The sequence below is a fragment of the Silvania hatchlandensis genome, from assembly GCF_025564065.1.
Classification (GTDB): Bacteria; Pseudomonadota; Gammaproteobacteria; order Enterobacterales; family Enterobacteriaceae; genus Enterobacter; species Enterobacter hatchlandensis.
Genome location: NZ_JAMGZK010000050.1, coordinates 63487 through 89803 on the forward strand (window position 1 = coordinate 63487; position 26317 = coordinate 89803).

At 57.3% G+C, this 26317-nt stretch carries 20 protein-coding genes; 10 read left to right on the forward strand and 10 right to left on the reverse strand.

Features of this window, described 5'->3' with window-relative positions:
• The first annotated feature begins 22 nt into the window (after positions 1–22).
• The 3 genes from M8014_RS13455 to xylR are packed head-to-tail and all read left to right on the forward strand — an operon-like array spanning position 23 to position 3945.
• Positions 23–1564, forward strand: a complete 1542-nt coding sequence (locus tag M8014_RS13455) for a xylose ABC transporter ATP-binding protein (RefSeq protein ID WP_271282927.1) — start codon at positions 23–25, stop codon at positions 1562–1564.
• Positions 1542–2723 (forward strand): xylose ABC transporter permease XylH, encoded by a 1182-nt coding sequence (gene xylH / locus M8014_RS13460; protein WP_271282928.1) that lies wholly within the window; start codon positions 1542–1544, stop codon positions 2721–2723. Before M8014_RS13455 ends, xylH begins: the two co-directional genes overlap by 23 nt.
• Positions 2724–2766: 43 nt before the next feature.
• Positions 2767–3945 (forward strand): D-xylose utilization transcriptional activator XylR, encoded by a 1179-nt coding sequence (gene xylR / locus M8014_RS13465; RefSeq protein WP_271282929.1) that lies wholly within the window; start codon positions 2767–2769, stop codon positions 3943–3945.
• Between the two features lie 55 nt (positions 3946–4000).
• Here xylR and M8014_RS13470 read toward each other — a convergent pair whose 3' ends face one another.
• Positions 4001–4828 (reverse strand): protein bax, encoded by an 828-nt coding sequence (locus M8014_RS13470; protein ID WP_271282930.1) that lies wholly within the window; start codon positions 4826–4828, stop codon positions 4001–4003.
• A gap of 313 nt (positions 4829–5141) precedes the next feature.
• On the opposite strand from M8014_RS13470, the gene M8014_RS13475 reads away from it, so the two are divergent.
• Entirely contained in the window at positions 5142–7172 is a 2031-nt protein-coding gene (locus M8014_RS13475) for an alpha-amylase (RefSeq protein ID WP_271282931.1), read from the forward strand.
• Positions 7173–7358: 186 nt separating this feature from the next.
• Positions 7359–8615 (forward strand): valine--pyruvate transaminase, encoded by a 1257-nt coding sequence (gene avtA / locus M8014_RS13480; protein ID WP_271282932.1) that lies wholly within the window; start codon positions 7359–7361, stop codon positions 8613–8615.
• A gap of 4 nt (positions 8616–8619) precedes the next feature.
• On the opposite strand, the gene M8014_RS13485 is transcribed toward avtA, so the two are convergent.
• Together M8014_RS13485 and M8014_RS13490 are read right to left on the reverse strand one after the other, a co-directional pair.
• Positions 8620–9090, reverse strand: a complete 471-nt coding sequence (locus tag M8014_RS13485) for a 4Fe-4S binding protein (protein WP_271282933.1) — start codon at positions 9088–9090, stop codon at positions 8620–8622.
• Positions 9091–9214: 124 nt separating this feature from the next.
• Positions 9215–10039, reverse strand: coding sequence for an AraC family transcriptional regulator (locus M8014_RS13490; RefSeq protein ID WP_271282934.1), 825 nt, complete (start codon positions 10037–10039; stop codon positions 9215–9217).
• Between the two features lie 220 nt (positions 10040–10259).
• On the opposite strand from M8014_RS13490, the gene M8014_RS13495 reads away from it, so the two are divergent.
• Positions 10260–11660, forward strand: a complete 1401-nt coding sequence (locus M8014_RS13495; RefSeq protein WP_271282935.1) for an MFS transporter — start codon at positions 10260–10262, stop codon at positions 11658–11660.
• Positions 11661–11670: 10 nt separating this feature from the next.
• Positions 11671–13632: a glycoside hydrolase family 127 protein gene (locus tag M8014_RS13500; RefSeq protein WP_271282936.1), complete on the forward strand. Its 1962-nt coding sequence runs from the start codon at positions 11671–11673 to the stop codon at positions 13630–13632.
• A gap of 112 nt (positions 13633–13744) precedes the next feature.
• Here the strand turns inward: M8014_RS13500 and M8014_RS13505 are convergent, their stop codons facing one another.
• Entirely contained in the window at positions 13745–14485 is a 741-nt protein-coding gene (locus M8014_RS13505; RefSeq protein ID WP_271282937.1) for a MipA/OmpV family protein, read from the reverse strand.
• Between the two features lie 120 nt (positions 14486–14605).
• Between M8014_RS13505 and M8014_RS13510 the strand changes: the two genes are divergently transcribed.
• Positions 14606–15568, forward strand: a complete 963-nt coding sequence (locus tag M8014_RS13510; protein WP_271282938.1) for a LysR family transcriptional regulator — start codon at positions 14606–14608, stop codon at positions 15566–15568.
• Here the strand turns inward: M8014_RS13510 and aldB are convergent.
• On the reverse strand, positions 15565–17103 hold the full coding sequence (gene aldB / locus M8014_RS13515; RefSeq protein ID WP_271282939.1) for an aldehyde dehydrogenase AldB: 1539 nt from the start codon (positions 17101–17103) through the stop codon (positions 15565–15567). The two genes, M8014_RS13510 and aldB, sit on opposite strands and share 4 nt — an antisense overlap.
• 163 nt (positions 17104–17266) lie before the next feature.
• Here aldB and M8014_RS13520 point away from each other — a divergent pair, with 163 nt between their 5' ends.
• Positions 17267–18154, forward strand: a complete 888-nt coding sequence (locus M8014_RS13520; RefSeq protein WP_271282940.1) for an ROK family protein — start codon at positions 17267–17269, stop codon at positions 18152–18154.
• Here M8014_RS13520 and selB read toward each other — a convergent pair.
• The 5 genes from selB to M8014_RS13545 form a co-directional block, all read right to left on the reverse strand.
• On the reverse strand, positions 18151–19995 hold the full coding sequence (selB, locus tag M8014_RS13525) for a selenocysteine-specific translation elongation factor (RefSeq protein ID WP_271282941.1): 1845 nt from the start codon (positions 19993–19995) through the stop codon (positions 18151–18153). The genes M8014_RS13520 and selB overlap by 4 nt on opposite strands.
• Positions 19992–21377 (reverse strand): L-seryl-tRNA(Sec) selenium transferase, encoded by a 1386-nt coding sequence (gene selA / locus M8014_RS13530; protein ID WP_271282942.1) that lies wholly within the window; start codon positions 21375–21377, stop codon positions 19992–19994. The genes selB and selA overlap by 4 nt, the downstream gene beginning before the upstream one ends.
• Positions 21378–21452: 75 nt before the next feature.
• The gene (locus tag M8014_RS13535) at positions 21453–22061 is read right to left on the reverse strand and encodes a glutathione S-transferase (RefSeq protein WP_271282943.1); all 609 of its coding nucleotides are present in this window, start codon (positions 22059–22061) and stop codon (positions 21453–21455) included.
• 92 nt (positions 22062–22153) lie between these two features.
• Complete coding sequence (locus M8014_RS13540; protein WP_271282944.1) at positions 22154–23290, reverse strand: HlyD family secretion protein; 1137 nt, start codon at positions 23288–23290, stop codon at positions 22154–22156.
• Between the two features lie 2 nt (positions 23291–23292).
• The gene (locus M8014_RS13545; protein WP_271282945.1) at positions 23293–23649 is read right to left on the reverse strand and encodes a DUF3302 domain-containing protein; all 357 of its coding nucleotides are present in this window, start codon (positions 23647–23649) and stop codon (positions 23293–23295) included.
• Positions 23650–24312: 663 nt separating this feature from the next.
• Here M8014_RS13545 and M8014_RS13550 point away from each other — a divergent pair.
• Entirely contained in the window at positions 24313–26229 is a 1917-nt protein-coding gene (locus tag M8014_RS13550) for a PTS mannitol transporter subunit IICBA (RefSeq protein ID WP_271282946.1), read from the forward strand.
• Positions 26230–26317 lie beyond the last annotated feature (88 nt).

Consider the following 26317-nt stretch of genomic DNA (forward strand, 5'->3'; position numbering starts at 1 on the left):
CTTCGGGTCATGTGGAGCAGTTATGTCTTATTTACTTGAAATGAAAAGTATCACCAAAGCGTTCGGTGCGGTGAAGGCTGTCGATAACGTCAGCCTGCGCGTCAATCCCGGTGAGATCGTGTCGCTGTGTGGCGAAAATGGCTCGGGTAAATCCACTTTAATGAAGGTGCTGTGCGGCATTTATCCCCACGGCAGCTATGACGGCGACATTATCTTTTCCGGCGAAATCCTGCAGGCCACCCATATCCGTGATACCGAGCGCAAAGGCATCGCCATCATTCACCAGGAGCTGGCGCTGGTGAAGCACCTGACCGTGCTGGAGAATATTTTCCTCGGTGCCGAGATAACCCGTCACGGCATCCTGGATTACGACACCATGACGTTGCGCTGTGAAAAGCTGCTGGCGCAGGTGAGCCTGGCGATCTCCCCCGACACCCGGGTGGGTGACCTCGGTCTGGGTCAGCAGCAGCTGGTCGAAATTGCGAAAGCGCTTAACAAGCAGGTGCGGCTGCTGATCCTCGATGAACCCACCGCCTCGCTGACTGAACAGGAAACCGCGATATTGCTGGACATCATTCGTGACCTGCAAAACCACGGGATTGCCTGCATTTATATCTCCCACAAGCTTAATGAAGTGAAGGCGATTTCAGACACGGTCTGCGTTATTCGCGACGGGCAGCATATCGGCACCCGTGAGGCGCAGGGGATGAGCGAAGACGACATCATCACCATGATGGTCGGTCGCGAGCTGACCGCGCTGTATCCCAATGAGCCGCATACCCTGGGGGAAGAGATCCTGCGCGTCGAACACCTCACCGCATGGCACCCGGTAAATCGCCACATCAAGCGGGTGAATGACATCTCCTTCTCCCTGCATCGGGGAGAAATTCTCGGCGTCGCGGGGCTGGTAGGGGCCGGACGCACCGAGGCCGTCCAGTGTCTGTTCGGCGTCTGGCCCGGACGCTGGGAAGGCAGCGTCTATATTGACGGGCAGCAGGTCGACATTAAAAACTGCCAGCAGGCGATTGCTCACGGCATTGCGATGGTGCCAGAAGATCGCAAAAAAGACGGCATCGTGCCGGTGATGGCGGTGGGTAAAAACATCACCCTTGCCGCACTGGATCAATTCACCGGCAAGCTCAGCAGCATGGATGACGCCGCCGAACAGCACTGCATTCTTCAGTCCATACAGCGCCTGAAGGTCAAAACGTCTTCCCCCGAGCTGGCAATTGGTCGTCTGAGCGGGGGCAATCAGCAGAAGGCGATCCTTGCCCGCTGCCTGCTGCTCAATCCGCGCATTTTAATCCTCGACGAACCCACCCGGGGGATCGATATCGGCGCGAAGTACGAAATCTATAAGCTTATCAACCAGCTGGTGCAGCAGGGTATTGCCGTCATCGTGATTTCGTCGGAACTGCCTGAGGTGCTGGGTCTGAGCGACCGCGTGCTGGTGATGCATGAAGGGAAACTGAAAGCCAACCTGAACAACCAGAACCTGACGCAGGAACAGGTGATGGAAGCCGCATTAAGGAGCGAACGCCATGTCGAAGAGCAATCCATCTGAAGTCAAAGTCGCGGTGCCTACACCGGGCATATTTTCGGGGCTAAAAGCCCTGAATCTGCAGGTATTTGTGATGATTGCCGCGATTGTGGTGATTATGCTGTTTTTCACCTGGATGACCGACGGCTCCTATCTCAGCGCGCGTAACATCTCTAACCTGCTGCGTCAGACCGCCATCACCGGCATTCTGGCCGTCGGGATGGTATTCGTGATCATCTCGGCAGAAATCGATCTCTCCGTGGGCTCGATGATGGGGCTGCTGGGCGGCGTGGCGGCCATTTTCGACGTCTGGCTAGGCTGGCCACTGCCGCTCACCGTGGTCGTCACCTTGCTGCTGGGTTTACTGCTCGGCACCTGGAACGGCTGGTGGGTCGCCTATCGCAAGGTACCGTCGTTTATCGTCACCCTGGCGGGAATGCTGGCCTTCCGCGGTATTCTGATTGGCATCACTAACGGCACCACCGTGTCGCCTACCAGCGCCTCAATGTCGCAGATTGGCCAAAGCTATCTCTCTGACGGGATCGGGTTTAGCCTGGGCGCCATCGGCCTGATGGCCTTTGTTGCCTGGCAGTGGCGCGGCAGAATGCGCCGTCAGTCGTTAGGTTTAGCCAACGCCCCTTCCACGTCTGCCGTCGGACGTCAGGCGCTGACGGCGGTGATTGTGCTCGGCGCAATCTGGCTGCTGAACGACTATCGCGGCGTACCGACGCCGGTGCTGCTGCTGGTGTTGCTGATGCTGGGCGGAATGTTTATGGCTACCCGTACCGCCTTTGGTCGCCGCATCTATGCAATTGGCGGCAACCTCGAAGCGGCACGTTTGTCAGGCATTAACGTTGAACGCACCAAGCTCGCCGTGTTTGCCATTAATGGCCTGATGGTCGCCGTCGCCGGGCTTATCTTAAGCTCACGTCTGGGGGCGGGCTCGCCGTCTGCCGGGAACATTGCGGAACTCGACGCCATCGCGGCCTGCGTCATTGGCGGCACCAGCCTCGCCGGGGGGATCGGGAGCGTCGCAGGGGCAGTGATGGGCGCATTTATCATGGCCTCGCTGGATAACGGAATGAGTATGATGGACGTCCCGACGTTCTGGCAGTATATCGTTAAGGGTGCCATTCTGTTGCTGGCGGTCTGGATGGATTCCGCAACCAAACGGCGGGCATAAGGACATTGCTATCGCCGATCACTGACTTTGGGAAAAGAGCGTCATGTTTGAGAAGCGTCACCGCATTACGTTGTTATTTAATGCCAATAAAGCGTACGACCGCCAGGTGGTGGAAGGCGTTGGCGAATATTTACAGGCGTCGCAATCGGAGTGGGACATCTTCATTGAAGAAGATTTCCGCACGCGTCTCGAAAACATCAAAGACTGGCTGGGCGACGGCGTCATTGCCGATTTTGACGACGCCGTGATCCAGCAGCTGCTGGTCGATGTCGGCGTGCCCATCGTCGGCGTCGGCGGCTCTTATCACAAGCCGGAAAATTACCCAGCCGTCCACTATATCGCCACCGACAACCACGCGCTGGTCGAAAGCGCGTTCCTGCATCTGAAGGAAAAAGGGGTTCACCGCTTCGCCTTTTATGGCCTGCCCTCCTCCAGCGGCAAATGCTGGGCGGCGGAACGCGAGTATGCGTTTTGCCAGCTGGTGGCCAGGGAGAAATATCGCGGCGTGGTGTATCAGGGTCTGGAAACGGCACCGGAGAACTGGCAGCACGCCCAGAACCGTCTCGCCGACTGGCTGCAAACCCTGCCGCCGCAAACCGGGATTATCGCCGTGACCGACGCCCGGGCCCGCCATGTGCTGCAGGTATGCGAACATCTGCACATCCCGGTGCCTGAAAAGCTGTGCGTGATTGGGATCGATAACGAAGAGCTCACGCGCTACCTGTCGCGGGTGGCGCTGTCGTCCGTGGCGCAGGGCACGCGTCAGATGGGCTATCAGGCCGCCAAGCTGCTGCATCGTCTGCTGGATAATGAAAACCTGCCTCTGCAACGCTTGCTGGTGCCGCCGGTGCGCGTCGTGGAGCGGCGCTCAACGGACTACCGCTCGTTGAACGATCCGGCGGTGATTCAGGCGATGCACTACATCCGTAACCACGCCTGCAAAGGCATCAAAGTGGATCAGGTGCTGGATGCGGTCGGGATCTCGCGCTCAAATCTGGAGAAGCGCTTTAAAGAAGAGGTGGGAGAGACGATTCACGCGATGATTCACGCGGAGAAGCTGGAAAAAGCCCGCAGCCTGCTGATCTCCACGTCGCTTTCCATCAATGAAATTTCGCAGATGTGCGGCTATCCGTCGCTGCAGTATTTCTATTCGGTGTTCAAAAAAGAGTATGACAATACGCCGAAAGAGTATCGCGACCGCTACAGTGAAGTGCTGATTTAAAAAATCGGTTTCACAAACAAAAATGCCTTCCGGATGGAAGGCATTTTTTTAGCCATTACATATGCGAGGCGATCAAGCGCTGGTTATCCTGATACATCGCAAACAGATAATTGTTATAGCTCTGACCCTGGGTTGAGTAACCTTTCAGCTTGTGGATCATGGTGCTCGCCGTCACTTCCTGGTCCGCTTTACGCAGCTGCGCACGGGACTTACGGAATGACTTATACGCCGGGTGAGTGTTCAGATTCACCGCGTAGGCATTCACTGAATCTTTGACCGATTCAAAGTTGGAATAGCCTTTCACCTTGCCGGGTTCGTTATTACAACGCCCTTTCACGCATTTCATGCCGAACAGGTTGTTGTTGTTACGGGCCAGCTTAGAGGTACCCCAACCGCTCTCGGCGGCGGCCATGGTCGCAACCATACTACCTGGGATGATATCCACACGCTCAAGCAAGGTGTTCCACGGAACACGACGCGTGTTGCCAGACCAGCTCACTTTATAGCTTTTGGCGATCGCTTTCAGGCGCGTGCGCTCGGAAGGCGACCAGCGGCTGTCGTACTGCTTAGAGATAAGCCAGTTACGATCCGCGGTAATCGCAGCATTTTGACTGTTGATATAAGGCATTACCGTCCGAAGAAACGCTTTTTTTCGCGGTGTTCCGGAAGGGTATTTTCGCAAATCAGGAAGTGGACTACTCTTTACACTATTGCGAGAATACTCTTGTTTACTGCTTACCTTGGTTGTAACAATCGTCTTTACTACCGGGACTTTTGAACTCGCTGTTTTTTCGTGCGTCTTTGCAAGCACCTCACCAGAAATAGCCATGGTGAGTAACATGAGTATCGCAGCCCCATATCGTCGTATGGGATTCGATATCATTAGATCTCCTGGTCGGATTGAAGCATTCCAACACCTTATTTTATTCGCAAAATGAGAAGTGAATCTCAGATCCTAGCAAAAATAGTCGAGAAGAGCACTCAAAGAAATAGTCCAAATCCGAAAGCCTGTCACCTGGTCTTTGTTCACTTACGCGTCATTTTCACTGAAATGTGCGCAATATCGCAGTTAAATAGCATACTTAGCGCGCGATCACTCACCCTCTGGGCTCATCCCTGCGCGTTATCGCCTGGGGAGGAGTCAGCAGCGTAAAGGTGATGGCAAACTGAACAAAACGCCGTGACAGGAAAATGGAATGAAACGCTCTGCTCTCGCTCTTCTCCTCTTACCCGCCATGGCCAGCGCCGACTGGTCAGCCCCGGGTTTTCCATCTTTTACTGCCGAAGGTTCCGGGGTGTTTACGGCGCAGGCAAAGCTCACGAAGGGTACTCACCCGCTCACCCTGAATCTTGACAAGACGTGCTGGCAGCCCTTAGATGCCATAAAACTCAATGAGATGCTGTCACTCAAGCCGTGTGAAGGCGATCCGGCGTCCTGGCGCGTCTTCCGCGACGGGGATTACCAGGCCCGGATCGATACCCGTTCCGGCACGCCGACTCTGATGCTGACCCTTAAATCCGCAGCCGAGCAGGCGGTGAGCAACGTGGTTCGCCAGTGCCCGAAATGGGACGGTAAACCGCTCACCATTGAGGTCGCCAGCACCTTCCCGGAAGGGAGCGTAGTCCGTGATTTTTACAGCCAACAGACCGCCACCGTGCAGCAGGGCAAAATCACCCTGCAGCCTGCCGAGGGCAGCAATGGCCTGCTGTTACTGGAGCGGGCAGAAACCGATAAAGCCGCCCCCTTCAGCTGGCAAAACGCCACCGTCTATTTTGTGCTGACCGACCGCTACGTGAATGGCGATCCGGCCAATGACAACAGCTACGGGCGGCATAAAGACGGAATGCAGGAGATTGGCACCTTCCACGGCGGCGACCTGAAAGGGCTCACCGGCAAGCTGGATTACCTGCAGCAGCTTGGCGTTAACGCCCTGTGGATCAGCTCCCCGCTGGAACAGATCCACGGCTGGGTCGGCGGCGGTACGAAGGGTGACTTCCCGCATTACGCCTATCACGGCTATTACACTCAGGACTGGACCCGACTCGATGCCAACATGGGCACCGAAGACGATTTACGCCAGCTGGTGGACGAAGCCCATCGCCGGGGCATCCGCATCCTGTTTGACGTGGTGATGAACCACACCGGCTACGCCACGCTGGCGGATATGCAGACGTATCAGTTTGGTGCGCTCTACCTTAAAGGGGATGAACTGAAGAAGACGCTGGGCGACCGCTGGACCGACTGGAAGCCCGCCGCCGGGCAAAGCTGGCACAGCTTCAACGACTACATTAACTTCAGCGATAAAGCCGCCTGGGAAAAATGGTGGGGCAAGCCGTGGATCCGCACCGATATTGGTGATTACGACAATCCCGGCTTTGACGACCTGACCATGTCGCTGGCGTTCCTGCCGGATCTGAAAACCGAATCCACTACCCCGTCCGGCCTGCCGAACTTCTATCGCCATAAACCGGACACCCGCGCGCAGGCGATCGACGGTGACACCCCGCGGGACTATCTCACCCACTGGCTGAGTCAGTGGGTACGGGAGTATGGGATCGACGGTTTTCGCGTCGATACCGCCAAACATGTCGAAATGGCGGGCTGGCAGCAGCTGAAAGCGCAGGCCAGTGAGGCGCTCAAGGCGTGGAAACAGGCGAACCCGGATAAAAAGCTGGATGATGCCCCGTTCTGGATGACCGGTGAGGCCTGGGGCCACGGCGTGATGCAGAGCGACTACTACCGCCACGGCTTCGATGCGATGATCAACTTTGACTATCAGGAGCAGGCGGCCAAAGCGGTGGATTGCCTGGCGAACATCGATCTGACCTGGCAGCAGATGGCGGAAAAGCTGCAGGACTTTAACGTTCTGAGCTACCTCTCCTCTCACGATACGCGTCTGTTCCGCGAAGGCGACCAGCGGGCGGCAGAGCTGCTTCTGCTGGCACCGGGTTCAGTACAGATTTTCTATGGCGATGAATCGGCGCGGCCGTTTGGTCCGACCGGGTCAGATCCGCTGCAGGGAACACGCTCAGAGATGAACTGGCAGGAGGTGAGCGGGGCCCAGGCGCAGACCGTCGCCCACTGGCAGCGGCTCGGGCAGTTCCGCGCCCGCCATCCGGCGGTAGGTGAAGGGAAGCAGACTACGCTGACGATGGCTCAGGGCTACGGTTTTGTCCGTGAGCACAAGGGCGATAAGGTGATGGTGGTCTGGGCGGGGAATCCGTAGCGTCTGCCTGACACACAGCGGCCCTCTCTCATCGGGATGAGGGCCAGCAAAAACAGCACAATCCTCTACCCATTTGACATTCCACAACAGAAAACAACAATTTCCTGCTTCCGCTCCGATTTGCACCTGCGCAGTTGTAGCGTTAAGGTGAGCCACACTTAGAACAAGCCCTATAGATCACCTGCTATGACCTTTTCACTTTTCGGCGACAAATTCACCCGCCATTCAGGCATTACCCGCCTGATGGAGGATCTCAACGACGGGCTGCGCACACCAGGTGCAATTATGCTCGGTGGCGGTAACCCGGCACAAATTCCTGAGATGAACGATTATTTCCAGGCGCTCCTCGCGGACATGCTGGAAAACGGCAAAGCCGCGGATGCGCTGTGCAATTACGACGGCCCCCAGGGTAAAACCGAGCTCCTCACTGCCCTGGCAGGCATGTTGCGCGACAACCTGGGCTGGGAGATTGAGCCACAGAATATTGCACTGACTAACGGCAGCCAGAGCGCGTTTTTCTACTTATTTAACCTCTTCGCCGGGCGATGCGCCGACGGTACCAGCAAAAAGGTGCTGTTCCCGCTCACGCCTGAGTACATCGGCTATGCCGACTCCGGCCTCGAGGAGGATCTTTTCGTCTCGGCGCGCCCGAACATCGAGCTACTGCCCGAGGGGCAGTTCAAATATCACGTCGATTTTGAACATCTGCATATTGGCGAAGAGACCGGCATGATTTGCGTCTCGCGACCGACCAACCCCACCGGCAACGTCATCACCGACGAAGAGCTGATGAAGCTGGATGCGCTGGCAAATCAGCACGGCATTCCGCTGGTCATTGATAACGCCTACGGCGTGCCGTTCCCGGGCATCATCTTTAGCGAAGCGCGACCGCTGTGGAACCCGAACATCGTGCTGTGCATGAGCCTGTCCAAGCTTGGACTGCCGGGCAGCCGCTGCGGGATCATCATTGCCAATGAAAAAATCATCACCGCCATCACCAACATGAACGGCATTATCAGCCTGTCGCCTGGCGGCATTGGCCCGGCCATGATGTGCGAGATGATTAAGCGCAACGATCTGCTGCGCCTGTCGAATGAGGTGATTAAACCATTCTATTTCCAGCGTGTTCAGGAGACGATTGCAACGATTCGCCGCTACTTACCGGAAAATCGCTGCTTAATCCACAAACCTGAAGGGGCAATTTTCCTCTGGCTATGGTTTAAAGATCTGCCAATCACCACCGAGCTGCTGTACCAGCGTCTGAAAAAGCGCGGCGTGCTGATGGTGCCGGGGGATTACTTCTTCCCGGGGCTGGATAAGCCGTGGCCGCACACCCATCAGTGCATGCGCATGAACTACGTTCCGGACCCGGACAAAATCGAAGCCGGTGTGAAGATCCTTGCCGAAGAGGTGGAACGCGCCTGGCAGGAGAACGGTCAGTAACCTGTTATGCCCGAAAGCGCAGCCGGTCTGCGCGAATTCGGGCGGGATCAACGCAGGTGAGCGCGTAGGTTGGGCACGCCGCCACACAGGCAGGCCCACCTTCGCGGTGCCAACAGCGGTTGCATTTCAGCGCCTGCACCTCCTCCCCCTCGCCTGTCACCTGCATTGCGCCAAACGGACAGGCGATCATGCAGCTTTTACAGCCGATACAGCGCGACTGATCCACCAGCCAGATCCCCGCCTGACGCTGAATCGCCTGAGTTGGGCAGACGTTGGCGCACGGGGCATCTTCACACTGATGGCAGGTGACCGCCGTAGTAAAGGTCCCGCCTTTCATCACCCGAATGCGGGAAGTAAAATTTCTGGCCGTCACGGCCGAACAATCCTGATCGTCCTGATGCGATACCACGCAGGCCACTTCACAGGTGCGACAGCCAATACATTTTGCCGGGTCTGCCACAATAAACGGGTTCATCGCCTGCTCCCTCCTTGCTGAAAAAGTCAGGTTGCCAGAGTGTCCAGGTAACGCGCTTTGATCCGACATGGGAAAAAGCCAGATTTGTACTGCCTGCCGGGAAAACTGGCCGTCTGCCCAGGCCTCAGGCGGAGTTAATGTGCTCCTTGCAGTAGCGGCGTTTCCACACCCCGGGCGTTAGCCCCGTATGCTTGCGAAAGATCTGGCGAAAATAGCCCGCATCGCTAAAGCCGCAGCGGATGGCCACCTCTTTCAGCGAGGCGGCATCGGTGAGCAGCAGTTTTTCAGCGGCTCTGACTCGCTGGCGGTGGATCGCCTCGGTCAGGGTTAAATTAAACACCCGACGAAACACGCGTCCGAGATAATCCGCATTGCAGTGCAGCTCTTTTGCCAGCTGCGAGGTCGAGAGCGGCAGGTGAAAGTGGGTGCTGATGCGCTGCCGCGCCTTCCAGGCGAGGCTCACCCCCGCTTCATCCGGCGGCAGCGCCTGTCCGGCAGTGAGGGTGATTTGCTGCAGGATCAGCAGCAGGATTAACTCCAGCGCCGGGCTGCGCTGCAGCTTTTCCTGTTCAGTCAGAAACTGGCGAAACAGTGTAATCATCGCCTGCGGATCCTGGCTTTTTCCGTGCTGTGGCACGGCCAGCAGCGTACTGAAGGGCGGCGTCATCGCCTGCTCCTGCGTCTCGAAGTGCAGCCAGTAAAAGCGTAGATCGGCCGGGAAATCCTCAATCCCCCGGTGCCGACGATCGGGCCACAGCAACAAACTCTCACCGGGATGCACCTCGAAAACCGTCCCATCCTCCTGAATCGTTAATGTCCCCTTTTCGACCAGGATCACTTCCCAGGAGTCCAGCTTGCGCGCCGGATGCCGTCCCACGCCCCGGGAGATAAAATAGCCGCCATTCTGGACCTTAATCGGAAGCGTTATGGATAATTCGAGCGTGGTCATTCATTTTCTCGCTATTTATGCCGCATTAAATTCGCCTTATTACTGATTATTAACAGGTAATTGGCATTCGTCCCGATCGAAATCACATTTTGCGCACCAGGTCGGAATCCTCACCTTTTTATACTTTTCCCTTCCCTTGTTGCGGCCGGAAATCGGTGCAGAATGAATCAGGTACCCGACAAAACAACATAAAAAAATTCAATAACCGAGGAGTTACCTCATGACTTCCACTCCGATTACGCAGACAGACATTGCTCAGCAGGCCGTCGACGACCGCCTGACGGTGCGAGAAAAAATAGGCTACGGCCTGGGGGATGCTGGCGGGACGGTGATTACCTGTCTGATCATGAACTTCCTGACCTTTTTCTATACCGATATCTTTGGTTTAACCCCGGCGCTGGTCGGCACGCTGTTTATCGCCCTGCGCGTGTTCGATGCCATCTCCGACCCGGTGATGGGGATCATTGCCGACCGCACCCAAAGCCGCTGGGGACGCTTTCGTCCGTGGCAGCTGTGGGTCGCCGTGCCAATTGGCATTATTGGCGTGCTGACCTTCACCGTACCGGACGCCGGTATGGGGGTAAAAATCGCCTGGGCCTTCGGCACCTATCTGCTGCTCTCGGTAGGCTATACCGCCATCAACGTGCCTTACTGCGCGCTGATCAACACCATGACCACCCGCCACAGCGAAGTGCTCTCCTGTCAGTCCTGGCGTTTTGTACTGTGCGGCGTGGCCGGGTTCCTGGTCTCCGTCGGCTTGCCGTGGCTGGTGTCGGCGCTCGGGCAGGGCGACGTGGCGCAGGGCTATCAGCTGGGGGTCGGGGTGCTCTGCGCCATTGCGGTGGTGATGTTCCTGTGCTGCTTCTTCTGGGTCCGCGAGCGCGTGCCGCTGGCGCTGATGGGTAAATTCACCCTTAAAGAGCACCTGGGCGGGCTGCGCAACAACGACCAGCTGCTGCTGATGCTGGTGATGTCGTTCCTGCTGATCAACGTCTTTAACATTCGCGGCGGCGGCTATATGTATTTCATCACTTACGTGCTGGAAGGCAGTACCGCTTACACCTCGCTGTTTTTCACTATGGTGACCTTTGCCTCCATTCTTGGCGCGGTGGTGGTTAACCTGCTGTCGCGCCGTCACGATGCCGTCAAACTCTACTACTACACCAACCTGGTGCTGGCGGTGCTGGCAGCGGGCATGTGGTTCCTGCCGAGCGGCCCGGCGAATCAAACGCTGTGGCTGGTGGTAATTCTGGCCAACGGGGTGATCCTCGGCTTTACCCTGCCGCTGCACTTCTCGTTGATGGCCTTTGCCGATGACTACGGCGAGTGGAAAACCGGCGTGCGCTCCTCGGGAATGAACTTCGCCTTTAACCTGTTTTTCATCAAGCTGGCGTGGGCCTCCAGCGCCGGGATCATCAGCGTGGTGTTCATTTTTGTCGCCTACCAGCCGGGCGCAGGCAACCAGACGGCCGCCTCGCTGCAGGGCATCACCACCATGGAAACCCTGCTTCCTGCCCTTTTCCATCTGCTGCTGGCGATTGCCATTCGCAAATGCAGACTCAATAACCCGATGATGGCGCGCATTGCCACCGACCTGCGCCAGCGTCACGCTCAGTCCTGAGGAGAATACGATGTTCATAATGGAACCCGACCTGCATAAACTGAAAATCAGCGACCCGTTTTTGGGCCACTATCAACAGCTGGTGCGCGATGTAGTGATCCCCTATCAGTGGGATGCCCTGAACGACCGCATCGCCGAGGCCGAGCCGAGCCACGCCATCACCAACTTCCGCATTGCAGCGGGACTGGAGAGCGGCGAATTCTACGGGATGGTCTTTCAGGATAGCGACGTAGCAAAATGGCTGGAGGCGGTGGCCTGGTCCCTGTGCCAGAAACCCGATGCCGAACTGGAAAAAACCGCCGACGAGGTGATTGAGCTGGTGGCCGCCGCCCAGTGCGACGATGGTTATCTGAATACTTACTTCACGGTCAAAGCCCCTGGCGAGCGCTGGACGAACCTGGCGGAATGCCATGAGCTCTACTGCGCCGGGCACATGATTGAAGCGGGCGTGGCGTACTTCCAGGGCACCGGCAAACGGCGTCTGCTGGAGGTGGTCTGCACGCTGGCCGACCATATCGACAGCGTTTTTGGGCCGGGTGAGCAGCAGCTGCATGGCTATCCCGGCCACCCGGAAATCGAGCTGGCGCTGATGCGCCTGTTTGATGTCACGCAGGAGCCCCGCTATCTGGCGCTGGTGAAATACTTCGTCGAGGAGCGCGGAACGCAGCCGCACTTCTACGATATCGAATATGAAAAACGCGGCAAGACCTCCCACTGGAACACCTACGGCCCGGCGTGGATGGTGCAGGATAAAGCCTATAGCCAGGCGCATCAGCCGCTGGCGGAACAGCCGACGGCAATCGGCCACGCGGTGCGCTTCGTCTACCTGATGACCGGCGTCGCGCACCTCGCCCGCCTGAGCCAGGATGAAGGCAAACGCCAGGACTGCCTGCGCCTGTGGGATAACATGGCCCAGCGCCAGCTGTATATCACCGGCGGGATCGGCTCCCAGAGCAGCGGCGAAGCCTTCAGCAGCGATTACGATCTGCCGAACGATACCGTGTATGCCGAAAGCTGCGCCTCCATCGGCCTGATGATGTTTGCCCGCCGCATGCTGGAGATGGAAGCCAACAGCCAGTACGCCGACGTGATGGAGCGCGCGCTGTTCAACACCGTGCTCGGCGGGATGGCGCTGGACGGGAAGCATTTCTTCTACGTTAATCCGCTGGAAGTGCACCCGAAGACGCTGAAATTTAACCATATCTACGATCACGTTAAGCCGGTGCGCCAGCGCTGGTTCGGCTGCGCCTGCTGTCCGCCGAATATCGCCCGGGTGCTAACCTCGATAGGCCACTACATCTATACCGCCCGCGAGGACGCACTGTTTATCAACCTCTATATCGGCAACAGCATGGCCTTCCCGGTTGGCGAGCAGGAGCTGCAGCTGCGGATCAGCGGAAATTACCCGTGGCAGGAGCAGGTGAAAATTGACATCACGTCGCCGGTCGCCATCGATCATACCCTGGCCCTGCGTCTGCCGGACTGGTGCGACACACCGCACCTGACGCTAAATGGCGAAACGGTGAGCGGCGACGTGCGTCAGGGCTATCTGTACCTGACTCGCCGCTGGCAGGAGGGCGATACCCTGGCACTCACCCTGCCGATGCCGGTGCGTCGGGCGTACGGTAATCCGCTGGTGCGCCAGCAGGCGGGAAAAGTCGCGATTCAGCGCGGGCCGCTGGTCTATTGTCTGGAGGAAGCCGATAACGGCACCGGGTTGCATAACCTGACCCTGCCCGCTGACAGCGACTTTAAGGTCTTTGAAGGCAAAGGCATTTTTGCCCACAAGATGCTGATTCAGGCCGAGGGTAACCGCCGACAGGTGGCCGAGACCGGGCATCAGCCGCTGTGGCAGTACGATCGCGCCCCAACTCTGCAGCAGTCGCAGACCCTGACCTTTATCCCGTGGTTTAGCTGGGCAAACCGCGGTGAAGGGGAGATGCGGATCTGGATCGATGAGGCGAAAGCCTAAAAAGGATACCGGGCGACGCTGGACATACCCCCGCCATTCAGGCCAGGTATGGGCAGCGCCGCCCGGGTTAACAGAGGCGGCCCTCGTCCCTGAGGACCTCTTTTTTAGTGGCTCAGAATGTCCAGGAGAGACCGGTCATCAGCGCGAAGCTGTCGTCACGGTCGATCATCGGGCTGTTCTTCACTTCGTCAGGCAGCACGGTATAGACCGCGCTGGCGTTGAGGTACAGGTTCTGTGTCAGCTGATACTTTGCCGCCACGCCCACGTAAGGGGTGACGCTTTCGTCTGCGCTGTACTGCCGCAGGCCGCTGCGGCGGGACTCCTGAGCCGACACGCCATAGTAATAATCGTTGAAGCTTGCATCGTAGAAGAGCACGCCCACCGACGGGGTCAGGGTCAGGCGTTCCATACGGATGGGACGGAAGTAAGACAGCTCACCCGCCACGCCACCGCTCTCATCCATTGCATCAGCGGCAACGGCAAATTTCAGGCTACCCCAGCTTTCGTGGCGGTAGTATGCGCCCCCGAGCATGGCTGACGATTTACGCTCGTCCAGCTGGCTCATGGCCGCGTCGTCATTGTCTTCCGGGTCAAAATGCAGCGGCATCCAGGAGGCCGTCAGGCTGAATTCGTTTTTTGCATCTTTCCACACCACCCACCCGGCGGTGGTCTGACGCACATAGAAATGCTCACCTTCGTAGCTAATTAACGGAACAGCAGAAACATTCTCGTTATAACCTTTGTACGGTGATTCATTAAACACGGCACCCGCGCCAACTGAAAAGTCCCCGGCCATTGCGGAAGTCGCCGTAAATAACGCGGCGGCGATGAGTACATTCTTTTTAAACGTCATTATTTTTGCAATCCATTAAATGTCATACGACCCGGCGCATAATAATGGTTACAAAATTCGCAATGCAACGCGGTTATTTGTATAATATTATATATAAAATCATATAGATGAGCGTGCGCAATGAACAAGCTGCAAATTAAACCGCGTGAATTAAAAATTGTTTCCGTCATTGCCGCCACGCACAGCATTGGTGATGCCGCCGCCCTGCTGGGGATGGCGCAGGCGAATGTAAGCAAATATCTGTCTGATTTTGAAACGCGCGTTGGCCTGAAGGTCTTTGAGCGTACCACCCGCCATCTGGCGTTGACGCAGTTTGGCGAAGCGTTGCTACCTTATATCAACGCCTCGCTGGAGAAAAATAGCCAACTGATTAATTTCATTGGCGATTACAAGCATGAAAAGCGCGGAAAAGTCACGATTTATGGCCCAACGGGGATCATCACCTATCTGGCCCGCCAGGTGGTGCATAAAATAGACGACATCGGCGAGATCAGTATTAGTTTGAAAACCTATAATCTGACTGCCAATGAATTTTTCGAAGGGGTCACATTCCCCGACGATTGCGATATTTTAATTACTTATGCGCAGCCAAAAGATGAAAGTCTGGTCGCCAGCACCTTAACAAAATATTCTGTTACGGCGTTTGCCTCGCCGGAATATATTAATAAGCACCCGATTAGTCACCCGGATGATTTAATAAATCACTCCTGTATTCTTATCGACTCGATGATCATCGACGATGCCAATATCTGGCGTTTTCGTTCACACAACGGGGAGCAGATTCTGGATTATAAAGTCTCAGGGAATTATATCTGCGACAACACCCAGACGGCGCTGGAGTTGGCCCGTAATCATCTGGGGATCGTCTTTGCCCCGAAAGAGAGCCTGCAAAAAGAGATTAACCAGGGCGCGCTGGTCCCCTGCTTTTCCCATCAGGAAGAGTGGTGGCTGGATCTGGTGGCGATTTTCCGTAAACGGGAGTATCAGCCGTGGCGCGTACAGTTTGTCCTTGATGGGGTGCTGAATCATCTGCGCAGTCAAATTGAGCAGGCCACCCTCGGGCGACCTGCTCCGGGCGATTAGAACAGGCCGAGCGGTTTGTCGGAGTAGCTCACCAGCAGGCATTTGGTCTGCTGATAGTGGTTGAGCATCATCTTGTGGGTTTCACGCCCGATGCCCGACTGCTTGTAGCCGCCAAACGCGGCATGCGCTGGATAGGCATGATAGCAGTTGGTCCACACGCGCCCCGCCTGGATCCCGCGTCCCATCTTGTACGCCAGATTGCCGTTGCGGCTCCAGACGCCCGCCCCCAGCCCATACTGCGTGTCGTTCGCCAGCTCCAGCGCCTCTTCCATGGTTTTGAAGGTGGTCACCGCCAGCACCGGGCCGAAAATCTCCTCCTGGAAGACGCGCATGTTGTTTTTACCCGACAGGATAGTCGGCTCGAGGTAGTACCCCTCTTTTAGCTCCCCGTCCAGCCGCTTACGCCGCCCGCCGGTTAAGATTTCTGCCCCCTCTTTCTTACCGATATCGATATAGTTGAGGATAGTCTCCAGCTGGCCGTGCGATACCTGGGCGCCCATCTGGGTGACGCTGTCCAGCGGATTGCCGCTGCGGATGGACTCCACGCGGCGGATTGCGCGCTCCATAAAGCGTTCGTAGATGGACTCCTGCACCAGCGCGCGGCTTGGACAGGTACAGACTTCGCCCTGGTTAAAGGCAAAGAGGGCAAACCCTTCCAGCGCTTTATCGAAGAAAGCGTCCTCTTCATCCATCACATCGGCAAAGAAGATGTTCGGCGATTTGCCGCCCAACTCCAGCGTTACCGGAATGATGTTCTGGGTGGCGTACTGCATGATCTGCTGGCCCACTTCGGTGGAGCCGGTAAACGCCACTTTGGCGATCCGTTTTGAGGTCGCCAGATATTCGCCGATTTCACCCCCGGCACCGTTCACCACGTTCACCACTCCCGGCGGGAGCAGATCGCCCACCACTTCCATCAGCAGCAGCACCGACAGTGGGGTTAAGCGCGCCGGTTTGAGCACCACACAGTTACCGGCGGCCAGCGCGGGGGCCATTTTCCAGGCGGCCATCAGCAGCGGGAAGTTCCATGGAATAATCTGCCCGACCACGCCCAGTGGCTCCTGGAAGTGATACGCCACGGTGTCGTTATCCACTTCACTGATGCCGCCTTCCTGGGCACGAATGCACGAGGCAAAATAGCGGAAATGGTCAATTGCCAGCGGCACGTCCGCCGCCATCGTCTCGCGGATCGGCTTCCCGTTGTCCCAGGTCTCTGCCGTCGCCAGCAGCTCCAGGTTCTGCTCCATCCGATCGGCGATTTTAAACAGGATTGCCGCGCGATCCTGCACCGAGGTGTGCGCCCATTTCTCTTTGATCTTGTGGGCGGCATCCAGCGCCAGGTCAATATCGCGGGTCCCGGAGCTGGCAATCTCGCACAGCGGCAGGCCGGTCACCGGGGTTAAATTCTGGTAATAGTCGCCGTCGACGGGGGCTACCCAATCGCCGCCGATAAAGTTGTCATAACGGGCTTTTAGCTTGAGGGGAAAACCATATTCGCCGGGCAGGATACGTGCTGATGGAGGGTTATTCGTCATGACTGTCTCCTTGCGTGTGTGTCCTACAAGGGTAGACCGGGGCGGTGAAAATTCAGCCAGTTGTCCTCGGCTTTGCGAGCCTCTTCACGCATTACCTTACTTTACGTTTCGTTTTCCGCCCTGAGCCATACTTAAAGCGCACAAACCGGGGAGGTAAGGATAAATGCGGCTTTTTATCGGCTTTGACGTGGGTGGAACCCACATTAAACATGGCGTGATTGACGAAGACGGCAACGAACTGACCACCGATCAATTTGATACGCCGGACGATGAAGATACTTTCAAACAGCAGTGGCGCGAGGTGGTGGAAGCGTATCAGCAGGAGCATGAGATTGCGGCGATCGGAGTGAGCATCCCGGGCCACATCAATACCCATACCGGCGACGCGGCCAGGGCCGGGGCGCTGGAGTACCTTGATAACGTCAATCTGTACGCGCTGTTCTCTGAGCTGACCGACCTGCCCACTGTTGTCGATAATGACGCCAGTTGCGCCGCGCTGGGCGAACGCTGGTGCGGTGCAGGGCGCGAGTACGAGAATTTTGTCTGTATCACGGTCGGTACCGGGATCGGCGGCGGTATCGTGGTCGAGGGCGATCTCTGGCGCGGTGCACATCACCGGGCCGGGGAGTTCGGGGTCATCCCGGTCGGCAACAACGGCGAAGGGATGCACGTCGTCGCCTCGGCCAAAGGGCTGATGGAGGCCTGCCGTCGGGCGCTGGCGGTCTCAGAAGAGGAGATGCCGACAGGCGAAGAGCTGTTTGTGCGCATGGAGAACGATCTGCACCTGCGCGAAGCCGTCGAACAGTGGGCGCTGTTTCTTGCCCGCGGAATCTACAGCGTGATCTCGATGTTCGACCCGCAGGTGGTGTTGATTGGCGGCGGCATCAGTGAGCAGGAGAAAATCTATCGCCTGCTCGATAAGCATCTGCAAACCTTCGAGGAGTGGGACGCGCTGCAGGTGCCCATCCTGCCCTGTCAGCTGGGTAACCAGGCGGGCAGGTTGGGCGCAGTCTGGCTGGCGAAGCAAAAACTTGCCCGGGAAAAAGCCTAGTCCCCGGCAAACAGCAGCGCGTCGCGCAGCAGGTGATCGTTACCCCGGCGACGGGTAAAGCCGATGCGGTTGAAATACTCGAGGATCTGTATCGCCAGCTTGCGCCCGACGTTGAGACGGTCGCGAAAGTCTGCCGCACAGGTCGAGCCACGCTCCTGATCCAGCGCACGGATCAGGTTGGCAAAAATCACGATCCGATCGTTACGGTAATAGCGATCCTTGACGATCGCGGTAATCAGCCCCTGCTGCGCTGCATGGCGCAGCACCTGCCGCATCGTGCCTTCTTCAGTCGCGGTTTCGCGCGCTAAATCCCGCACCCACCACGGCTCGTCGCCAAACAGCGGCTCGGCCTGTTGCCAGATGGCCTGCTGCTCCGGGGTAAAGCCCGCCTTGTGATTCGGCAGGTGCAGCCAGCCGTGATAGCTGCGCAGGTCGCCGCTCTCCCGCATCCGCTCGATCAGCCTCAGCACCAGGGCTTCATCTTCCATTGGCAGCGCCATGCGCCGTAGGCGCTCACGCCCCGGGCCCGGCTCATCCTGATGCTGCTGATGATAGGTCGCCAGGGTGTCGAGAATTTTACGCTGCCAGCGGGCGGCAACGTCCATATTCAGCAGGCTCGTTCCGGCCTGGATAAACGACGGCTGCTGCGTCAGGGCCCGCAGCCCTTCCCCGTTCAGCTGGCGTGCCCAGCCGAACGCATCCAGATCCACCGCCCCGCGCTCCAGGTGCGCCAGCAGCGCCTCCCGGTCATCGCCCGCCTGTGCCAGCGTGGCCAGCCAGTGCAGGTATTCCGGTTTACGCTTGCCGCGGCGTGGCGGATTGAGCGTCACCACCCGCGCCCCGGCCAGGGTGATCCGCGCAGAGATATCGCGCAGCACCAGCCGGTCGTTATCGGCCAGCCACAGCGGGGCGTCAAAGACCAGCTCCGCCAGCGCGCCCTCCAGCAGCGAGACGCGGCCGGTGACATGGCTGGCCGCATGGTGAATATGCAGCGGCTGCCACTGGGTCAGCGGCACATCGCCCTGCAGAGCGACAATCAGGCGCGTGGCCGGTTCCGGGGGGGCGTCGGACAGCAGCCAGTCGCCGCGGTTCAGCTGCGCTTTTTCGGTATCGCCCACCAGATTCAGGGCAATACGCTGGCCGGCCTGCGCCTGGTCGACAGGCTGATTCTGGGCGTGCAGCCCGCGAATTCGCACCGGTTTGTTAACCCCGGTGAGCCACAGGCTATCGCCAATGCGCACTTCGCCTGACCGCGCCGTGCCGGTCACCACCAGCCCGGCCCCTTTAACGGTAAACGCCCGGTCGATCGCCAGACGAAAGCGTTGGTGATCGGCGTGGGCGCGGGCAGGCAACTGCTGCAGATGGTCGCGTAACGCGTCGATTCCGCGCCCTTCGGTGGCGACGGTGACAAACAGGTCGGCATCGGCAAAGCCGTATTCCCGCAGGGTAGCCTGCACCTGCTCGCGCACCGCCTCTACCTGCGCCTCGTCGACGCGGTCGGCCTTGGTCAACGCCACCGTCAGCTGTGGATTGCCGGTCAGCTGGAGGATCTGCAGATGTTCACGCGTCTGCGCCATCACTCCGTCATCACAGGCCACCACCAGCAGGGCGTGATCGATGCCGCCCACGCCCGCCAGCATGTTGGACAGAAATTTTTCGTGTCCGGGGACATCGATAAACCCCAGCACCCGGCCATCCGGCTGGGGCCAGTAGGCATAACCGAGATCGATGGTCATGCCGCGTTTTTTCTCTTCCGGCAGACGGTCGGCATTCACGCCAGTGATCGCCTGCAGCAGTGTCGTTTTGCCGTGGTCAACGTGCCCGGCAGTGGCAATAATCATTTCAGCAACATCTCCAGAAACTGTGCTTCATCTTCAAGACAGCGTAAGTCCAGCCACAGACGTCCGTCTTTTATCCGTCCGAGCACCGGTACAGGCAGCGTTCGCCAGCGCAGGGCCAGCGCCTCCAGCTGACTGCCGCGCCCGTCGCGCGGGGTGAAGGTCAACGCCGCGCCGGGCAGTCGATCCACCGGCAGCGAGCCGCTTCCCGGCTGCGACAGACAGGCTTCAACCCGCACCTCAAAGTCCGGGTAATGCGGCGCCACCTGCACCAACAGCCGTTCGCCCTGAAGCTGGATGTCAGCAGCCTCGCGGCTCAGCAGGCGCAGGGTCGGTAATTTTTCGGCTAACGTCTGTGGATGGAGGTAGAGCCGCAAGGTGGCGTCCAGCGCGGCGAGGGTCATTTTATCCGCGCGCAGGGTGCGTTTCAGCGGGTGCTGCTGCAATCTGGCAATAAGATCGCGTTTGCCGACGATAATCCCGGCCTGCGGCCCGCCCAGTAATTTATCGCCCGAGAAGCTCACCAGGCTAACCCCGGCGGCAATCAGCGCCTGCGGCATCGGCTCTTTCGGTAAGCCGTACTGGCTAAGATCGACCAGCGAACCGCTGCCCAGATCGGCAATCACCGGGACATTCATCGCCTGGCCAATCTGCGCCAGTTCGGCCTCATCGACCGCATGGGTAAACCCTTCAATCTGGTAATTGCTGGTATGCACTTTCATCAGCAGGGCGGTGTTTTCATTGATGGCCGCCTGATAATCCCTGGCATGGGTGCGGTTGGTGGTGCCCACTTCATGCAGCCTGCACCCGGCCTGGGTCATCACATCCGGGATGCGAAACGCGCCGCCAATCTCAACCAGCTCTCCCCGGGAGACCACCACTTCCTTCCCGTTCGCCGTGGCGGCCAGCATCAGCAGCACCGCCGCCGCGTTGTTATTCACAATGCAGGCATCTTCCGCGCCGGTAAGCTGACACAGCATCGCCGCCAGGGCACGATCGCGGTGACCGCGCCCGGCGCCGTCGAGATCGTATTCCAGCGTCACCGGTGCGCGCATCGCCTGGGTGACCGCCTCCACCGCCTCTTCTGCCAGCAGCGCCCGCCCCAGATTGGTATGCAGCACCGTGCCCGTCAGGTTAATCACCGGCCGCAGGCCCTGCGGCGCCCCCGCTGTCAGACGTTTTTCCGCTTCCTGTGCCCAGTCATCGCACCATGCCGGCAGGCCGTTTTGTGTGCGGATATGGGCGCGCGCCTCATCCTGCAGCAGGCGTAGGGTATCGACGGTCCGGGTATGACCAAACTGTTCAACAATCGGGATGATGTGGGCGTGGCGAAGCAGACGATCGGTCGCGGGAAGTTGGCTGTAGAGCGTGTTCTGAGTAGTCATGAAAGCGCCTGACGGTTGGGGGTCAATGTCAGGCGTAATTGTACCGCGTCCTTCGGGGAAGTGTTATCGACGACATCAAGCCTTTGGCGGTTCGGTGCGGGCAAAACTTTCGCGCTGGAACAGGGTTTCGGCCAGCTTGACCAGTAAAGGACGATCGACGCACCAGCCTGGCGACACGCGGCGGAAGTTAAGGTAGCCGATGGCGCAGGCAATGGCGATGGTCGCCAGGTTGACGCTATCGGTGGCGAGTGTACCGTCGCGGATCAACTGTTCGCACCGGTCCAGGCTGCGGCTGATTTTCTCGCGCTGGCGCAGCAGTTCTGTTTCTGACTGCTGTGCCGCCGGGCGGGCCTGTTCGCGTACCGAAGTGAGGGCGGCATCCATGATCCCGTCCGCCAGCGCTTCCGTCTGGCGAACAATCAACGCTGCTTTGCCGTCACGCGGCACCATCGCCGGGGCAATGTCCAGCAGCTCGATATAGCTGGCAATGATCGGGGAGTCGAACCAGTATTCGCCGTCATCGGTGACCAGCGCCGGAACTTTGCCCAGCGGGTTGTACTGCGCCACGCCGTTTTCGGCCTGGTAAGGTTGTTCATTAACAAATTCAAAGGTGATGCCTTTCTCCAGCAGGAGAACGGAGATTTTACGCACGAAGGGACTGGTATAACTGCCGATAAGTTTCATTGCCTGCTCCTTTACGCCAACAAAAAAGTAAGTATGGCCCAGGCAATAAAAAAAGGCAGGCCATGCGTCGCGCATGCCTGCCTGAGAAAGGATTAATGATCGAGATAGAGGTAGTGCATCCAGCTGGTCATGCGCAGCAGCACTTTACGCATCACCGACACGTGCGAGAAGTGGTCTGAGTACACCGCCACCTGGGCATAGATACCGTCAGGCAGCGCGTCGACATCGGCATTTGGCTCCAGCTCGATGGTGCCAAGCACACCATCAGTACCCGGAATCACCGTTAACGACTGCAGTGCACCCTGAGCCTGATAAGAACCGCCGGGTACCACAGGCAGGATGCCAGTAAGCTTACCGGAGAAGACCTGGCCTGGCAGGGCATTGAACACCACTTCCGCTTCATCGCCCGGTTTCAGACGCAGTAACGAGTTCTGGCGGAACTGGGCCACGATCTGCCGTTTCTGCTCAGGAATGAACACCATCACCGGACGCAGCGGCAGAGCGGCAGCATAAGTCCCCGGGCGAATCAGCACCTGAGTGATGTAGCCGTTGCTTGGCGCACGCACTATCGTCTGATCGAGGTTATAGGTCGCTTCCGCCAGCTGGGCGCGCAGGGAGGCAATCTGCGACTGCTCCCCATTAGACATGCTGTCTAACTGGCTCTGGATCTGGGTCTGCTCAGCAATCGACCCTTTTACCATCGCATCCTGCGCCAGATAATTCTGTCGGGCGTTATCAATATCGCTTTCAGAGAACGGATTCACCTTCGCCTGACTACCCTTTATATAACGCTGGTAGTCTTTAAACAGTCGGTCGCGCTCGGCGGACACCCGCGTGGTGTTGGCCTGTGCTTCAGACAACTGGGCTTTCAGAACATCAATGTTATGCGTTGCCGTTACCAGATCGGCCTTCAGGCGGTCTACTCGCGCCTGGTACCTGCCCGGATCGAGTTTAAATAACACTTCGCCTTTTTTAATGAGCTGATTATTTTTATCCGTGACTTCGCTCACGACGCCCGTGACCTGCGGCGTAATCGGAATAGAAATAACCGCTTTCTGCGCCGTAAAGGTATACGGGTGGTTATAGTTCATTAATAAAATAAGACCGGCAACAATGAAAATACCCCCCAGTGATGCTGTCGCCAGCGTCCACTGGTTTACCGGAATGCGAAATATTTTAAATATGGCCCACGCAAAGGCGACATAGGTCAATATAATCAACAGATCCATGATTATTGCTCCGACGTGTTCTTAACGGCTGCGGCTTGCACCACGGCCAGTTTTTGTTCCAGCTCAGCTACGCGCTTTGCCAGCGCATCAACGTCGGGATTACGTTCTGGCGGTTGCATATGGTTTTGCATCCCCCAGCCGCGCTCTGGTTGATAGAGCGTTGCCCAAATCCACAGAAATGGCCAAATGGCGTGGAGCGTAAACAGGCTAATCCACCCGGCAGTATGGATAGCATCGGCATGCGGATGGTTGCGTTTTTTTGCCATGTTATAAGGAATGTCATGAATGGCGATGATTCCATAAAAAAGAACCAGGAATACAAACACCAACACTCCCAGCGCAAAATAGTTGAGAAACATATTTGCCTCACTGAATAAATCGTAAACTCATTAAAACAATTAAATGGTAAGCAACCACATTAATTCACTGTTAAGTAAACAGAATGAAATTCTTATCACAAATTGGCCGGGGAGTATGGTTTTTTATTCTATCTCCATGCAAGTTTAGAAGCGTGACAAAATATATCCTGAAGAATAATAGAGTTAACTTTACAGTAAGAGCTTAATCTAGCTTGGAACTTTTCGCCACACCACATTGCAGGTGAGTATTTTTAGCTTTTCGTGTTGCATGCTTACATCCTGGCGTCTAGCGCCACAGCAGAGTTTGCCGCCGATCACATCCGGAGAAATCCGACTAAAAATACTTTGTGAAATTGATCACATTTCAGAAACAAACACACGCAATCATAATGTGATCCACTTCACACCAATGGGCTAATTTCGCTTATTTTATGATCGTAAATTTTTTACAGACCGCTGTTTTGTGACTCAGATCACCCCGCCATACCCCATACACATTGCATTTACGTGATTGAGATCACACAAAATTTCACTGTCTGGACAGTTAGATAATTAAGTGCCAGATTTCACGTTATCAGAACAGGGCTCGGCTACCTCTGCCGCCGCGCATTAACAATAAACCTCGGGCTCAAGCCTAAGCGTAAACAGAAGAAGGGGTGTTTTATGTCATCCGATTTCAAGATCAAAGTACAAAGCTTTGGTCGTTTCCTCAGCAACATGGTGATGCCAAATATCGGCGCGTTTATCGCGTGGGGTATCATCACTGCATTGTTCATTCCGACAGGGTGGTTGCCGAACGAAACGCTGGCAAAACTTGTTGGCCCAATGATTACCTATCTGTTGCCGCTGCTCATCGGTTATACCGGTGGTCGTCTGGTTGGCGGTGACCGCGGCGGTGTGGTCGGTGCAATCACCACCATGGGCGTGATCGTCGGTGCGGATATGCCGATGTTCCTCGGCGCAATGATTGCCGGTCCGCTGGGCGGCTGGGCAATTAAGAAATTCGACGTCTGGGTTGATGGCAAAATCAAATCCGGCTTCGAAATGCTGGTAAACAACTTCTCCGCTGGCATCATCGGGATGATCCTGGCGATTCTGGCGTTCCTCGGCATTGGTCCGGCAGTTGAAGTGCTCTCCAAAATTCTGGCGGCGGGCGTTAACTTCATGGTTGCCCACGACATGCTGCCGCTGGCGTCCATCTTTGTTGAACCGGCGAAAATCCTGTTCCTCAACAACGCCATCAACCACGGTATCTTCTCGCCGCTGGGTATTCAGCAGTCACACGACCTCGGCAAGTCTATCTTCTTCCTGATTGAAGCGAACCCGGGTCCAGGTATGGGCGTGCTGCTGGCGTACATGTTCTTTGGTCGCGGCAGTGCCAGGCAGTCTGCTGGCGGTGCGGCAATCATCCACTTCCTGGGCGGTATCCACGAAATTTACTTCCCTTACGTGCTGATGAACCCGCGTCTGATCCTCGCCGTAATCCTCGGCGGTATGACCGGCGTGTTCACCCTGAGCGTGATGGGTGGCGGTCTGGTCTCTCCTGCATCTCCAGGTTCTATCCTGGCGGTACTGGCGATGACCCCGAAAGGTGCTTACTTCGCGAACATCGCGGCAATCTGCGCGGCAATGGCCGTCTCCTTCGTGGTCTCGGCTATCCTGCTGAAAACCAGCAAAGTGAAAGAAGAAGACGATATCGAAGCGGCGACCCGTCGTATGCAGGATATGAAATCCGAGTCTAAAGGTGCTGTAGCTGCAACGCCGCTGGCTGCGGGTAGCGTCTCTAACGACCTGAGCCACGTGCGTAAAATCATCGTTGCCTGCGACGCCGGTATGGGTTCCAGCGCTATGGGTGCAGGCGTGCTGCGTAAGAAAGTCGCGGATGCGGGTCTGAGCAATATCTCTGTGACCAACAGCGCGATTAACAGCCTGCCGCCGGATGTTGACCTGGTGATCACTCACCGCGACCTGACCGAACGTGCGATGCGCCAGGTGCCACAGGCCCAGCACATTTCGCTGACCAACTTCCTCGACAGCGGTCTGTACTCCAGCCTGACCGAGCGTCTGGTTGCCGCGCAGCGTCACGAAGATAACGAAGTGAAAGTGCGTAGCAGCCTGCAGGACAGCTTCGACGAGAGCAACAGCCACCTGTTTAAACTGGGTGCGGAGAACATCTTCCTTGGCCGCACCGCGAGCCACAAAGAAGAAGCGATTCGCTTTGCCGGCGAGCAGCTGGTGAAAGGCGGCTACGTTGAGCCAGAGTACGTTGCCGCGATGCTGGAACGTGAAAAACTGACCCCAACGTATCTGGGCGAATCCATCGCAGTGCCGCACGGTACGGTTGACGCGAAAGATCGCGTGCTGAAAACCGGCGTGGTGTTCTGCCAGTATCCAGCCGGTGTACGCTTCGGTGAAGAAGAAGACGACATCGCCCGCCTGGTGATTGGTATCGCCGCTCGCAACAATGAGCATATCCAGGTGATCACCAGCCTGACCAACGCGCTGGACGATGAAACCGTCATTGAGCGCCTGGCCAACACCACCAGCGTTGAAGAAGTGCTGGCGCTGCTGAACAAGTAAGTTCCCCACTATCCCCTCTCCCACTGGGAGAGGGTTAGGGTGAGGGAAAAGCCTCACCCCAGCCCTCTCGGGTAAAAACATTGATGAA